Origin of the sequence: Anaerotignum sp. (genome assembly GCF_030625865.1) — a bacterium.
GTDB lineage: Bacteria > Bacillota > Clostridia > Lachnospirales > Anaerotignaceae > Chakrabartyella.
Window position 1 is genome coordinate 47,181 of the sequence record NZ_DAOUQB010000015.1, and the last position, 15,495, is coordinate 62,675.

At 37.7% G+C, this 15,495-nt stretch carries 12 protein-coding genes and 1 other annotated feature; of the genes, 3 read left to right on the top strand and 9 right to left on the bottom strand.

The genetic code is table 11. The features are described 5' to 3' along the window. Positions 1–20: 20 nt before the first annotated feature. The 6 genes from typA to P9Q65_RS06190 form a co-directional block, all read right to left on the bottom strand. Positions 21–1,850, bottom strand: coding sequence for a translational GTPase TypA (gene typA / locus P9Q65_RS06165; RefSeq protein ID WP_304508493.1), 1,830 nt, complete (start codon positions 1,848–1,850; stop codon positions 21–23). Positions 1,851–2,138: 288 nt separating this feature from the next. Continuing rightward, positions 2,139–5,147 carry an EAL domain-containing protein gene (locus P9Q65_RS06170; RefSeq protein WP_304508494.1) on the bottom strand — a complete coding sequence of 1,003 codons (3,009 nt, stop codon included), beginning with the start codon at positions 5,145–5,147 and terminating at the stop codon, positions 2,139–2,141. 393 nt (positions 5,148–5,540) lie between these two features. Next, positions 5,541–7,718 carry a flagellin N-terminal helical domain-containing protein gene (locus P9Q65_RS06175; protein ID WP_304508495.1) on the bottom strand — a complete coding sequence of 726 codons (2,178 nt, stop codon included), beginning with the start codon at positions 7,716–7,718 and terminating at the stop codon, positions 5,541–5,543. Positions 7,719–7,982: 264 nt separating this feature from the next. Beyond that, entirely contained in the window at positions 7,983–8,444 is a 462-nt protein-coding gene (locus tag P9Q65_RS06180; protein ID WP_304508496.1) for a chemotaxis protein CheX, read from the bottom strand. Further along, positions 8,437–9,303: a response regulator gene (locus P9Q65_RS06185; protein WP_330695251.1), complete on the bottom strand. Its 867-nt coding sequence runs from the start codon at positions 9,301–9,303 to the stop codon at positions 8,437–8,439. Before P9Q65_RS06185 ends, P9Q65_RS06180 begins: the two co-directional genes overlap by 8 nt. 357 nt (positions 9,304–9,660) lie before the next feature. Continuing rightward, positions 9,661–10,194 (bottom strand): glutathione peroxidase, encoded by a 534-nt coding sequence (locus P9Q65_RS06190; protein ID WP_304508497.1) that lies wholly within the window; start codon positions 10,192–10,194, stop codon positions 9,661–9,663. A 165-nt stretch (positions 10,195–10,359) separates the two neighbouring features. On the opposite strand from P9Q65_RS06190, the gene P9Q65_RS06195 reads away from it, so the two are divergent. Continuing rightward, positions 10,360–10,749: a winged helix-turn-helix transcriptional regulator gene (locus tag P9Q65_RS06195; RefSeq protein ID WP_304508498.1), complete on the top strand. Its 390-nt coding sequence runs from the start codon at positions 10,360–10,362 to the stop codon at positions 10,747–10,749. A 435-nt stretch (positions 10,750–11,184) separates the two neighbouring features. Here the strand turns inward: P9Q65_RS06195 and P9Q65_RS06200 are convergent, their stop codons facing one another. Both P9Q65_RS06200 and P9Q65_RS06205 read right to left on the bottom strand, forming a co-directional pair. Continuing rightward, on the bottom strand, positions 11,185–12,303 hold the full coding sequence (locus tag P9Q65_RS06200; RefSeq protein ID WP_304508499.1) for an aminopeptidase: 1,119 nt from the start codon (positions 12,301–12,303) through the stop codon (positions 11,185–11,187). 9 nt (positions 12,304–12,312) lie between these two features. Further along, positions 12,313–12,834 (bottom strand): cysteine hydrolase family protein, encoded by a 522-nt coding sequence (locus P9Q65_RS06205; RefSeq protein ID WP_304508500.1) that lies wholly within the window; start codon positions 12,832–12,834, stop codon positions 12,313–12,315. 179 nt (positions 12,835–13,013) lie between these two features. Beyond that, positions 13,014–13,214 (top strand) — a binding site (T-box leader). A 97-nt stretch (positions 13,215–13,311) separates the two neighbouring features. On the opposite strand from P9Q65_RS06205, the gene proS reads away from it, so the two are divergent. After that, positions 13,312–14,748, top strand: a complete 1,437-nt coding sequence (proS, locus tag P9Q65_RS06210; RefSeq protein WP_304508501.1) for a proline--tRNA ligase — start codon at positions 13,312–13,314, stop codon at positions 14,746–14,748. A 56-nt stretch (positions 14,749–14,804) separates the two neighbouring features. Here the strand turns inward: proS and P9Q65_RS06215 are convergent, their stop codons facing one another. After that, entirely contained in the window at positions 14,805–15,074 is a 270-nt protein-coding gene (locus P9Q65_RS06215) for a hypothetical protein (protein WP_304508502.1), read from the bottom strand. Positions 15,075–15,190: 116 nt separating this feature from the next. Here P9Q65_RS06215 and P9Q65_RS06220 point away from each other — a divergent pair, with 116 nt between their 5' ends. Then, positions 15,191–15,343, top strand: coding sequence for a hypothetical protein (locus P9Q65_RS06220; protein ID WP_304508503.1), 153 nt, complete (start codon positions 15,191–15,193; stop codon positions 15,341–15,343). Positions 15,344–15,495 lie beyond the last annotated feature (152 nt).

Consider the following 15,495-nt stretch of genomic DNA (forward strand, 5'->3'; position numbering starts at 1 on the left):
TACCTTACTGATTTTATAAATTAATTGCCACGGGCTCTCAGTTTTCTTCTAAGGTTATTGTCCAAAACTTTTTTCCGCATACGCAAGTTTAACGGTGTTACTTCCAAAAGCTCGTCCTCACTAATAAATTCCATGCATTGTTCCAAAGACATTTGGATCGGCGTTGTCAACCGCAGTGAATCGTCGGAACCGGAGGAACGGGTATTGGTAAGCTGTTTCTTTTTACAAACATTAATGTCCATATCATCAACACGCGCATTTCTGCCAACAATCATACCTTCATAAACCTTTGTTCCGGCACCAATAAACAAGCTGCCTCTTTCCTGCGCATTATACAAACCATAGGTAATTGCCTCGCCACTTTCAAATGCAACCAAGGAACCCTGAGAACGTGTGGGAATCTCACCCTTATAAGATTCATAGTCGTCAAAAATGGAGTTCAAAATACCATTTCCTTTTGTATCTGTCATAAACTCGCTACGATAGCCAATTAATCCCCTTGCCGGAATACTAAACTCCAAACGTGTATATCCACCTTTAGAAGGATACATGTTTCTCATTTCACCTTTTCTGGAACCAAGCTTTTCAATTACATTTCCCGTAAATTCTTCAGGGACATCAATTGTTACCAATTCCATTGGTTCACACTTTTTCCCATCAATTTCTTTCAATAACACCTCAGGTTTGGAAACCTGAAATTCATAACCTTCTCTACGCAAGGTCTCGATTAAAATCGAAAGGTGAAGTTCTCCTCTGCCAGAAACACGCATGCAGTCCATAGACTCCGTATCATCTACACGAAGGCTAACATCGGTGTTCAATTCCTTGTAAAGCCTGTCTCTAAGCTGACGGGACGTAACAAATTTCCCCTCCTGTCCGGCAAAAGGACTGTCATTTACTGAGAAATTCATAGACAAGGTGGGTTCCGAAATTTTTACAAATGGCAATGCTTCCGGTTTTTCAGGCGCGCAAATTGTATCGCCAATCATAATATTTTCAATTCCGCTGATTGCAACAATGTTACCGACACTGGCCTCTTTCACCTCTACCCTTTGCAAACCTTCAAAAAGATAGAGCTTTGTAATACGCAGCTTTTTCTGCACTCCTTCGTTATGCATATTTAAAACAACAACCTCATCATTTACATGAATTGTTCCATTTTCTATTTTACCAATACCGATACGGCCAACATATTCACTAAAGTCAATCGTTGTAATCAATGCCTGCAAAGGTACATTCAAATCACCCTTCGGACAAGGAATATGATTAATAATGGCTTCAAATAAAGGCAGCATATCTCCTTCTCTTGCAGATGAATCTGTGGAAGCATATCCCCCTCTTGCAGAGGCAAAAACAAAGGGAGAGTCTAACTGCTGATCATTTGCATCCAGTTCCATAAAAAGCTCCAGCACTTCATCTACCACTTCATCTGGGCGAGCTTCCGGACGGTCAACCTTATTCACACAAACAACAACTGGATGATTCAACTCCAACGCTTTACGCAACACGAATTTCGTCTGAGGCATAGGGCCTTCAAAGGCATCTACCACCAAAACAACACCATCCACCATTTTCAATACACGTTCAACTTCACCGCCGAAATCCGCATGACCAGGAGTATCTATAATATTAATTTTCGTATCATTATAGTTTACAGCTGTATTTTTGGAAAGAATCGTAATACCTCTTTCACGCTCAATATCACCGCTGTCCATTACTCGTTCCTGTACAACTTGGTTTGAGCGAAAAATACCGCTCTGGCGCAATAGCTGGTCTACCAATGTTGTTTTGCCATGATCTACGTGGGCAATAATTGCCACATTTCTGATATTTTCAATCTTTTGTTCCATAACAAGCTCCAATCAATTCTAATTTTTAAACATCGTTATATTTTATCACAGCCTTCTTCCCTATGCAATTATTCTTTGTCAAAAAATGCTGTTTTTTTCTGTTTATTATAGAAAATTTGCGATATCTTGGGAATAATCATTTAAATTCCCATTTTGCCGTAAGCTTTCTTCGAGGACAAACAAATTCTGACCGTTAATTTTAGTATAAAACCATTCCATATAACTTATACCGAGAAAAACCCCACCAAGAAATAATCCAAGTGGGGACGCATTGATGCTGTTCAGTTTTCATTCTGTATTTTGGGTGCTCAGAAGATAATAAATATTGACCTTTTCACCATTCCATTCGCCAATTCTTACTTTCATATGAACCATTGTTTTACCATCTTTTAAATATCTATACGCATCATAAAAAATCTTTGACGGATTGTTCACTTCAAAACAGAAATCTCTGTTATTATATTTATCCCAAAATAATTGGTGGCATCTTGCACCTAAGCAACCATCACGAATTTTATTCGTAATTTTACATGCAGCCTCATTTATATAGATAATCTCGTTGGTAAAAGCATCACAAACGAAAATTCCATCTGAAACATCATCTAAAAGCAGAAGTGCCTGCTGCTGTATTTTCTCATTTAGTGGAGCTTCCATTCCTTTACGGTAAAAAAGGAAACGACTTTTATGATTTTCTTTAGCATTTGAAAGGGCTATGTCTGCATTATTGTATAATTCTTCAAAACTTGTTGCATTTTCAGGTGAAATACAAACACCTACAGCACAAGTAATTGTTAGACTTTGATCTAAGTTATCATATACCATAGCATGGGAAACCCTCTCAAGCTTTTCCTCTAACAATTGATCCTCAATCCGAAATGGAATAAATACTGCAAATAAGTCTCCATCTATTCGGCTCACAAAATTGCTCTCACTAAAAATAGCTTCTATCATTTTACCAACAGCGTGAAGAACCTTATTTCCCACACCATATCCATAGGCAATGTTTATTGATTTAAAGTGATCAATATCAATGAGAATAAAAATCCCGAAAAAATCTCGCTTCTGATCATAAAAATCCTGAATTCCTATCTTTAATTCCGAACAATTTAAGAGTCCTGATAAAAAATCAACCTCGGCTCGATTTTTCATTTCTACAATTGCATCACTGAATTTTACTTCTTTTTGTAATTGCAAAACTTTCATTCGGCATATCACATTTTCCACTGTGTTTTCCATATTTTCCAAAACATACGGTTTAAGCATACAATTAAAAACACCAATGGAAACCGCATCATTCACCAGCTCCAAGGAAGTATGTATGGTTATCATGGGAACGTCATATTGCTTACAAAGATTATTTATTTCTGAAATTTGTTTGATCGTGATGTTTTCACCAACACAAAAAATCAGAATAGCAATGTTTGACTTTTGCTCGTAAATACAATCTTTCGCTTCTTGAAGTGTCGTAGCTTTTGATAACACATACTTTCGGCCAAAAACACCTTGAAATTGTTGAAATTCTTTTTCTTCTGCATCAAAAATCAGCATATTTTTCTTTTCGATATCTAAACGCAAAATATTGCTTGGCAACTCACCATAATTTTCTGCACTATGTATTTCACAATTAATATCATCCTGATTTACTTCAATAACTAATTCCTCAAAGGATCCTATTGGCAAAGGCTTCGAAAAGAAAAACCCTTGGATACAATGGCATCCCAATATCTTTAACAAATTCACTTGTTCCTCAGTCTCAACACCCTCGGCAACCACCATAAGGTTCATCCATTTCGCAAGACTAATTACAAAACTCATGATATTTTTTTTATCTCTGGATCTATCGTGGTTTTGGACAAATCTCATATCTAACTTCAAAACATCGATCGGTAGTTCAGACAACATATTAAGGGAGGAATACCCACTTCCGAAATCATCCATTTCAATCAGAAAGCCCAATTCCTTTAATTGCTTAATCCCATTAATCATTTGTTCTGCATTTTCCGTATATGCGCTTTCCGTAATTTCCAGATGAATATGGCATGGAGATAAATGATACTTATTAAGCAAAGAAAGCAAGATTGTATCAATATCAGAATTAAAAATATCAGCCCGAGATATATTCACAGAAACAGGAATCAACGCATTTCCCCGATCAATCCATGATCGTACCCACTTACAAGTTTCTTCCAATACATAAAGATCCAACTCGGTAATAAAACCAGTATTTTCAAATATCTGAATAAACCTCCCCGGCGGTATCAAGCCTCTTTCCGGATGGTTCCATCGAACCAAAGCCTCTGCACTGCATATCTTTTCATTCCTTAAATCGTACTTTGGTTGAAAAAAGACAACAAACTCTTTATTAATTAAGGCAGATTTCATATTAGATAAAATAAACTGCTCGTCCAACAGTTTTTGACGAATGCTGTCATCATAATATGCGCAATGTGCGCCGTATTTCCCTTTGATGGACTCAATGGCAAAACAAGCGCGGGCACACATAATATTCACAGGTAAATTTCTGTCTTCAATTGCATAAATACCAAACTTAATCACACTGTGCAGATTTGCGTTAAACTGATTAATATATTCTGCACTTTCTATAAAATCTTGTTCCGCGTATTCTTCGCTATGTTCAACCATGGCCGCAAAAATATCGCCGCCAATCCTTCCGCATATCCCTGCCCCGTTTATCTTATCTTGAATCATTTGCGCAACAAATTTGAGGAGGTCATCCCCCTCTTCGGTGCCAAACAACTCGTTTACCAATTTAAAACGTTCTATATCACTGCAAATAATGTCATATTTTTTGTCCGGATTTTTTTGCAAAGTATCCGAAACCAACTGGTAAAAATATTCCCTGGAATACAAGCCGGTGAGCTTATCCTGCTGAATAAAATCCCTAGGCATGGCCAATTCACTATAATAAATAGCTTTTGCCACTTGCTGCATTATTTCATCAGGCAGGTAAGGTTTCTGAATAATATCTTGCACACCAATGCACAACGTCTTTCCGCTCCCCTTCATTTTCTCATTTTGAGAAATAAGAATAACAGGAATTTTGTGCAAAAAAACATCCCTGCTAATTTCAGCCAATACCTGATACCCATCCATAATAGGCATTGCTATATCAAGCAGAATTACAGAAATGCTAGTATATGAATCATGCAGAATCTTAAGGGCTTCTTCACCATTTTCAGCTTCCAGTATTTTATACTGATGGCATAAAATATCGGATAGCTTTTGCCTATCCAACTTATGATCATCAACGACAAGGACATTTTTCTTTAAAGGCACAACAATATCCTCCTTAATTTTTTTGGAAGAATACCAAATTATTACAAAAACAAATCAATACTTAAAATAAAATGACAAAAAGCGCTATAAGTTTCATTTTAAAGTAAACATAAAATTTAGCTAAGTTTTACTGTAAAACTATAATTCCGTATAAAAATACATATTAAAACCAATTGTTTTGTTACATATTACCATTAAATTTTAGCATTCTACTGAATAAAAGTCAACAAATTAATCCACTATATTCATTCATTCCATACATTAAAGCCCATGTCTAATCCATAGAAAAAATGAATAGATAGTATCTAGCTTCCTATCATGCAACCCACGAAAGCATGTATAATGAAAAAAAACCCATACCAGAGGTATGGGCTTTTGTAGTTGTAATAAAAATTACTGAAGTAACTGCAGAACGCCCTGAGGCAACTGATTAGCCTGAGCCAACATAGCCTGAGAAGCCTGTGTCAAGATGTTATTCTTTGTGAATTCCATCATTTCAGCAGCCATGTCTACGTCACGGATACGGCTTTCAGCAGCTGTCATGTTTTCGCTTGCAACACCCAAGTTGTTGATTGTGTGCTCCAAACGGTTCTGAACAGCACCCAAATCACCACGGGTTGCAGAAACTGTGTTAATAGCATCTTTGATTTTTTGAATTGCTGCTTCAGCCTCTGGCTGCCCAGCAACAGAAATATCAGAGATTCCCAAAGACTTTGTGTTCATATTACCAACACTAACAGTAACCTTGTTATAGTCTTCTGCTGTATCACCAACCTGAAGGCTTAAGCCGCCGGGTTTCTTCACGCCGCCTGTGGAAGATGTTTCATCAAAGATAAGGGACAAGGAATCGGAGCTAATATCAGCTTTGATACCGTCCTTTGCCAAAGCAGCCTGCAGGTTTTCCATAGCAGCTGTATTATCAGCTGTATCGCCTAAGCTTACAGCTGTATTTCCACTCTGAACAGCAGCTTCGCCATTGGTAAATTCATATGTTTTACCATTAACTGTTACTGTATCGCCGGATTTAAACTGCTCGCCTGTTTGCATTGTAAGAATTGTATTACCGCCGGTACCTTCTGTTTCTGTTACTACCTCAGTCATAGCAGTATCTGAGGTGGAAATGCCTGTGATTTTAGGAGCACTTGCACCTGCTGTATTATTTGTCAGGGATAATGTATCAGCAGTAGTTGTTCCGTCAGCTGTAAATAATTCTTTCAAATCAGCATCATCATTGATTGCAGTTGCTATAGCTTTTGCGGCATCCGTAGCAGAAGCACCAGCAGCTAATGAGTATTTAACCTCTTTGCTTAACTGATTGCCATCTGCGTCAGTATAGTTAATGGTAGCAGTATAATCAGCCGCTGCATTAGTAGGAGTACCAAATTTTACATCAAAAGAACCCTTTGTATACTGTTCTGACTGAACAACGGCATTGTCATTACTTACGCCAATGGCAACGTTTGTAGATTCTGTCTGAATATCATCTGTACCTTCCAGATAGATATTTGAACCATCCATAGCTACACTAAGACCAGCCTTCTGAAGTTTAGTTAATACGTCAGCTGTGGTTTCATCTTTCTTCAGCTCAATTGTTTTATCCCCAATAGTTAAATTACCATCCTCTGTAACTTTATCGGAAGCCAAAGCAATACTATATCCAGCATCTCTACCTGCTTTATTGTTAGCAGAAACAACGGTAGTATCTGCATCAGTAGCAGCAGTAGTATATGAAACTTGAGTGATTACACTGCCAGTCGCACCAGCATCTTTTGCAGTAAATTTAAGATTGGTTGTACCATCAATGGTAAAGGTTTCCTTCAATACTGCTAATGCATCTTTTGTTGCAGCATCATCCTTGAATGCCAGTGTACTACCATCTGTGCCATTCAATGCTGCTGCAATATTAGCATTTGTAAGAGCAGTACCATCACTTGGATCGGTTAGTGTGATGGAATAGCTTTTTCCGTTTGCATTAAAACCAATTGTAACAGAATCGCCAGCAGCTGCACCATTCCCTGCAGTACCAGTAGTAATATCCACTTCATAGTTTTCTTTTACAGCAGCTTCATTTGCAATTGTAATACCCGTGGATGCAGAAGCAAGAACAGTATCTTCCATGCCTTCGCCGGTTGCGCTGCTTGTTGAACCCAAGGAACCATCTAACAAGTTGATACCATTGTAGTTAGTGGATTCCGCAATACGGTCGATTTCAGCCTGAAGGGATTCTACTTCCTTCTGAAGGTTTGCACGGTCAGTTTCGTTGTCATATGTACCGTTAGCAGACTGTGTTGCCAATTCAACCATACGATTCAGCATGGAGTGAACTTCTGTCAAAGCACCTTCCGCTGTCTGAACCAAGGAAATACCATCATTGGCATTGTCTGTAGCTGTGTCCAAGCCCTGAATCTGAGCTCTCATTTTTTCGGAAATAGCCAAACCAGCAGCATCGTCGCCGGCTCTGTTGATCTGGTAACCAGAAGACAATTTTTCAAGGTTTTTGCTTACCGCATTGTTGTTTACGCCCAACTGTCTGTGGGAGTTTAAAGCTGCAATATTGTGTTGAATTCTCATAATAAAACCTCCTTGTTTTTCATAGGGAACGCATCCTTGCATTCCACCAATCTAAGTATCCAAGCAAAATCCGTGCACTGATTTCACTTGTAAAACTGGTAATTACATAACTTACCAATGCATATACAACATTATTTTCCTTTTTTGTTGTACAACTATTTTATCGGTCATTTTTTGGACATCTTAATAGTTTTTGGAAAATTTTTTTATGTTTTTATAAATTTCAATAAGGTTGAAAACTAAAACCCTATCCTTTTGGATTTATTATTTTTCTTTTATAGATAAGTAAATATGAAAAGGCATGTTTTCTGCAAGCATCTCTAAGCACACTACTTCTGAAAAACTTGAACTTACCGTAAATGCTCCGTTTATTAAAGTAGGGGTAGAAATATCTATGGTTTTTCCTGTTTCAGAAAGCAAAATACTTGCATTTGCCGCCAGCATATTGCTCAACTCCGAAATGGCACTTTGGGCAAGTTCGTCAAATTCTGCCACTTCCATACCACCCATCATATACGAAGCAATTTTCTTGGCACAATCCTCACTCATTGAGAAAAATACATTTCCCGTAAGTTCCCCAATAATGCCGATAATACCAATAACCCCTGTAGAATCAATTTGATTATTATATTTTTTTTCGCTTACAAACTCCACATTTGAAATGCCCAGCATAGGCATCACATTTAATACAGCATTGCTAAACGCAGTAATAATCTCTTTATTCATTGCACTCACTCCTGTTAAAGCCAACATTTAAATAAATTTCGCCCAAAATAGTATCTGCCTCCACAGAAGTTACGGTGTCAAGTTTTAATTTTGAAATGGTAATGGATTCTCCGTAAACCACCGTAGGGGGAGCAACACGCAAACCCCAAATTTCATTTTTCTTGTTTAGCATAGAGCATGCATTTCCCGCAATAATATTTGCCATTTCCCCCATAACATTAATCACATATTCTTCCGCCAAATCATCCTTTTTCAATAAACCGGAAGCAATTCCCTTTGTTGAATGAATAGACATGTCCAAAATCATTCTTCCTGAATATTTTCCAATAATACCCATAACCACGGAAATTCCCCTTGAAGAATATTCATCATTTGATGTCTTTTTATTTTTATAATCGGGAACGGATTTAAAAAACTTATTATATGTATCCGTTAAAGCTTCTTTAAATGCAGTAAAATATAGCTGTTCCAATTCCACAAATAGCTCTTCGTCTGCCATAATTCTTCGTATCAATAATGAAAGCTCATCACCGTCAACTGGTTTTTGAATGTACCCGGATACTTTTTCCTTCTTTGCCTTACGCATGATTTCCTCATCCATCATAGAGCTGATCACAATTACCTTCAAATTGGGATCTACCTCTCGAATTGCTTTTGTGCATTCTAAGCCGTCCGCATCGGGCATGGTCATATCCATCGTCACAAGATCCGGCTTCAACGTTGAAACAGCCTCTACAGCTTCTGATAATGAATTTGCACTACCAATCACTTCAAATCCCTTTTCTCCTAAAATCTTGCTAATCATTGCCACTGAAAAAGGAGAATCATCTACTACAACTATTTTCGTATCTCTCATCATGCACCTACCCTTTTACCACTTTTCCCCACAAAATAACAACCATTGTTTTTCAGCAAACCAATTTTTTCCCGATATTCCTTTCATAAAAATAGGAACTTTTGAAAATGCCCTCCTTATTTATTTTATGTAACCATTATAACCCATTCTTTTTCTTTCGCATAGAACTTTGTTCTCAATTCAAAAAAATTCTACATTTTGTCTTTTTTTCAGCAAAATCGGCAGATAATATCAAAATAGCCCTGCACCTCATTACAGCTTTACTGTAAAAGATTAACAGGGCTTTCATTCATAATAAAAAATCGTTTTATGGTGACTAACCATATAAGCTTACTTGAAGCTAAAAAGTCAATTTTATCATTACAGCAATTTTTCGATATCTTGCTCCAATTTTTCAGGAGTGTATGCAGGTGAATATCTGGCTACCACATTACCGCTACGGTCGATCAAAAATTTACCGAAGTTCCATTTAATATCGCTGGGGGCATTTCCCACAGTAAATTCTTCTACCTTCTTCTCAAAAGCTTTTGTCTCATCGTTACCCACGTCCTCAGGCGCCTGTTCCTTCAGCCATGCATAAAGTGGATCGGCTTCTTTGCCGTTGATGGCAATTTTAGCAAATCTGGGGAAGGTTGTCCCGTAATTCAGTGAGCAAAATTGGCTGATTTCTTCATCCGTTCCTGGTGCCTGCTCTAAAAACTGATTACAGGGAAAATCCAAAATCACAAAACCTTTTTCTTTATATTTGTTATACAACGCTTCCAAAGCTGAATATTGAGGTGTAAGTCCGCATTTTGTAGCAGTATTTACAACAAGAAGTACCTTTCCTTCATAGTCTTTTAAAGATACGTTCTCTCCTATATTGTTTTTCATCTGAAAATCATAAATATTCATAATGATCTCTCCTTTGCACTTTAATATTTAGCATGCCTATAACGGGATGCTTGTTACATTTTTTTTCTTATGTTATAATTATAATAAATTATCACTTTTATACAAGTACGCAGTTATAAATGATATAGTATGGAAAAACATACTATTGGATAGGGGAGGATTTACATGACAAGTACTCCAAATGAAATATCAAAAACCTCAGATAATTATTTCTGCCCCGTTCGCTATACCTTGGGCATCCTCGGTGGAAAATGGAAAATGCCCATTCTTTGTATGCTTTCAAAGGAAGACTCCATGCGATATAGCTCCATCAAGCGCAAACTCGGGGATGTAACGAATATGATGCTGGCACAATCCCTCAAAGAATTGGATGCAGCAGGTATCATACATCGTGAGCAGTATAATGAAATACCACCTCATGTTGAGTATTCCTTAACAGAAAAGGGAACCAGCTTTATTCCGGTTTTGGGGCAGTTTAGAGCCTGGGGGCTTGAATACATGGAAAATGAAACAAGTTGCACTAAAAAATGCGACAAATGCCAGTTGACAGGGTAGAAGCTTCCTTACTCTTAAATGAAATAAAAGGTTTTAATACATATTAAAATTTTAAGCGAATAAGGATTTATAAATATCCGATCAAAACAGCCAATCCCTAACAAAGAGAACGCGGCCTTTTTGTTTGATTTTAACCCATCTCATATTCTCATACTATGAGGTGGGTTTTCCTTCGTAAAATCAGCACAAACTTTTCCCTTATTACAAACACATTCCTCATAAGCACCCAGCACAATTAAAGAATCCTAAAAAAAACAAGTTATTCCTATGAATTTCCTTACCGTATTGCTCTATAAAAAAACAGAAAAAACCCATACTGCAAATTTTGCAATACGGGCTTATTTCCAACTCACTTTTTGCGGATATTTCAATTGCCATATGACATTAGATACACCTTAAATTTCAATTATATATGTTTTTGAAAATACAATAAGATCATTTTATAATATCTTCCTTGAACTTTCCATTTTCATAAAAAAGTTCGCCATCAGCATAAATTTTTCCCTCTAACGTCATATCTGTAATCATATCCCAGTGAATGGCAGATTCATTTTTTCCACCTGCCTCAAGGAACGCTTCCCCAATTGCCATATGCATGGAACCACCGATTTTTTCATCAAAAAGGATATTTTTCGTATGACGTTGAATGCCGTAATTTGTACCTATTGCCACTTCACCAAAATAGCAAGAACCTTCATCTGTATGGATATAGGATAACAACTGGTTTTCTTGCTCTTTGTTTTGGCATACAGCCTCAGTAATACGTCCATTTTCCACACTTAACCTTACTTTTTCAAATTCATTTCCATTCATGATAGATGGATAAGAAAAGGTTATGTATCCATTGATGCCATCCTCAACAGGAGAAGTAAAAATCTCCCCATCCGGGAAATTTTCTTGTCCACAACAATTTATCCACCTTCTGCCTTCAATATTTACATGAATATCCGTGTCCTTCGTTAAAATATGCAACTCTTTTTTATCATCCAAATATCTTGCCCACTGTTCTTGCCACTTGGCCATCTCCGCCCATTTAGCCACAGGGTCATCCTCATATAAAAAGCCTGCTTGATATACAAAATCCTCATATTCTTCCAGGCTCATTCCGGCATTTTGTGCATCTCCATTCGTAGGAAATTGGGTACCGCACCAACGCAAAGAGCCATTTCCCATTCTTTCGGAATAAATTTTCCTATTTTCCCGATTTGCAAGACGTCTCTTTTTCAATTTTTCGCCATCAATTGATTGAAAAATCTTAACGTTATCGCTCCCCCATGCACTAATCCACACATCACTCTTTGCACAGGCACCAAAACGTATATTTTCCCGAGCATATTGCTCTTCTGTTCCATTTTTTATAATTTCTGCATCCACTTCCGGCATATCAATATAGTATTCAATCAATGCACCTTTTTTCAAAGCAGCACGGGCTACGGCTTTTACAAAAGGCAATGCTGCATCCTCGCCGGATATGGCAACGCGGTCTCCTTCTTTCACCTTTGTAGAGTAATTTACCAATACTTCCGCCAGCTTCTCTAATCGTTCATCCCTCAAAAAAACACCTCATTTCACTGTAATTTGGCACATAGCTAAAGTTGTTAATGCTGCCTTATGGGTTTCCGGCGTTACACCTGCGCAACAGGAGGAATCCACACTGATTTTCATTTCCGGCATTCTGGCTTTTAATAAGATTGCATTGGAGACAACGCAAATATCAGTACAAAGACCAACCAGTTCAACCTCAAGCTCTTCATTTTTTGATTCCTGAAATAATAACTCCACCAGTTCAACAGAACCAAAAGTTGGCTTATCAATGATACGCACACTTTCTAAAGCTTGGGCTATGCGTTTGTCAAGCTCCCATCCCTCAGTCCCACGAATACAATGAAGCACGGGCAATTTTTTTCCCTCTTGGGTTTCCAAATAATTTTCTTCATGGGTATCTCTGGTGGCAATTATATTTTCTTTGGGATATTGACCGATTTTATCCAATACACACTCAACTATTTTCTGGGCTTCCTTTGTCCCCAAGGAGCCATCAATAAAATCCTTTTGCATATCAATGACAATTAATATATTTTTCATCTGCATTCCTCCAAATGTTCACAATTCTTTTTTAGACCTATCATACAACAAGTATTTCGAAATATCTATATATAAATTCCCCATTTCCGCAAAAGTTTTCCACAGAAAATAAGTAAAATGGCGAATTTCATTCTCTGCCCCTTGACAGAACATTTCCTTTCGGTTTATCATATTATTTGATAAAAACAGTGATAGAGAATAGTAGAAAAGCACCTTGTCTACAGAAAATAGGCGGTTGATGCAAGCCTTGGCAAGCCTTTTTGAACCTTCCTCTTGAGTTCCGTAGGGAAAATACGGCGTACTTGGCGTTAACAAGTTTGAGTGGACGGATTTTTTCCGTCAATGAGGGTGGCACCGCCGATTCGACCTTGGTCCCTTTTTGGGGATTTAGGTCTTTTTTTGCGAAAAAAATCAAACATCAGCCCTAGGAAAAAATAACCCTGTTTAAAAGAAAATAAATGTTAGGAGGAGTTTAAAATGGCAAAGGATAAAAAATTGGTTGAATCTATTACCGATATGGAGTTGGATTTCCCCCAGTGGTACACTGACGTAGTAAAAAAAGCGGATTTAACTGACTATTCCACTTTAAAAGGATGTATGATTATTCGTCCATATGGCTACGCAATCTGGGAATTGATTCAAAAGGAATTGGATAGACGTTTTAAAGAAACAGGCCATGAAAATGTATACATGCCCATGTTTATTCCAGAAAGTTTGTTGCAAAAAGAAAAGGATCACGTTGAAGGTTTCGCCCCAGAGGTTGCATGGGTAACTCATGGTGGTGAAAATAAATTGCAGGAGCGTATTTGTGTACGCCCTACCTCTGAGACCCTTTTTTGCGATCATTACGCAAGCCTGATTCAGTCTTACCGTGATTTGCCAAAGCTTTACAACCAATGGTGTTCCGTTGTTCGTTGGGAAAAAACCACACGACCTTTCTTGAGAACCACCGAATTCTTATGGCAAGAAGGTCATACAGCCCATGCGACTGCAGAAGAAGCAGAAGAGGAAACCATTCGTATGCTTAACGTATATGCGGATTTCTGCCATGATTTCTTAGCCATTCCTGTTATTAAAGGAGAAAAAACCGCAAAAGAACGCTTCGCAGGCGCAAAAGCAACCTATACCATCGAAAGCTTAATGCACGATGGCAAGGCGTTGCAATCAGGAACAAGCCACAACTTTGGCGATGGCTTTGCCCATGCTTTTGACATTCAGTATACAGATAAAGACAATCAGCTTCAGTATGTTCATCAAACAAGCTGGGGGATGACAACCCGTTTAATTGGTGCAATCATTATGGTTCATGGTGATAATAGTGGTCTTGTTTTACCACCAATGGTAGCCCCTACGCAGGTCATTATTATCCCCATTGCCCAGCATAAAGAAGGCGTTTTGGAAAAAGCAGAAGCTTTAAAAGAAAAACTGAGCAAAATTTGCAGAATTAAATTAGATGATTCTGATAAATCTGCGGGTTGGAAGTTTAGTGAATACGAAATGAAAGGGGTTCCTCTCCGTCTTGAAGTTGGTCCTAAAGATTTGGAAAAGAATCAGGCTGTTATCGCAAGACGTGACACCGGGGAAAAAATTGCTGTTTCCTTGGATGAACTGGAAGAAAAAATTCCTGCTTTATTGCAAGATGTACAGGATAGTCTGTTAAGAAAAGCAGCGGAAAGAAGAGATTCTAAAACTTATGTTGCAACAAATATGGAGGATTTTGAGCGCACGTTAAATGAATCCCCTGGTTTTGTAAAAGCAATGTGGTGTGGCGATCAGGCTTGCGAAGATGCAATCAAGGAAAAAACTGGAGCAACAAGCCGTTGTATCCCCTTTGAGCAAGAAGAAATCTCCGATACTTGCGTTTGCTGTGGAAAGAAAGCAAAACACATGATATATTGGGGTAGAGCTTATTAATATTCTAAAATGAAAAAGCCGCCGAATCCATAATGGTTTGGCGGCTTTTTATTCGCTTATTTTAAATCTTGAATTTCCTTTTGCATAGATGCAATTAAATTTTCTTTTTCTTCGATCTGTTGGCAAAGTTGAACGATTTCATTGGGAAAAACTTCTCTCTGTTGATATTTCTCAAAAATAACTCCCCCGATTTCTTCTTTTAAAGAAGAAATATTCTGCTTCTGAGACATAATTTTTGCGTTCAGTTTTCCTACTTCAACCATATCTCCCGTTTTATCTGCCGCTTTTTTTGCCATATTTCCTACCTTGTCCATAAAACCAGCCATAATCATTCCCCCTTATTTGTTTTCAAAACATTCCTCTGCATATTTACTCAAAATTATATTGCCAGACAATTCTCTGTGAGATATGATGATATTATCTTCTACGGGAAGGATTTGCAATGGTTGGGAAGGATTTTCATGCTACTATTGATACCTGTGGTACAAATTGGCGTTTTTATAAAATACAAGTAGGATACAAAAGGTTACCGAAGGAATTTATTTTTGACGATTTTTTGACGGAGCGTTATACTAACAATGAGGTGGATGTATGAAAAATAAAATAATTCTTTGCGCTGTAATAATTGCAGCTGGACTTTTAATGAATCCAAGCCAGCCCCAACTAATCGAGGTAGACGGCGGCGATCTATCGGGCTACCGAGAGCCTAATGTGGTTGTCGACGTTGGCTATGGCGATAGAGAATAC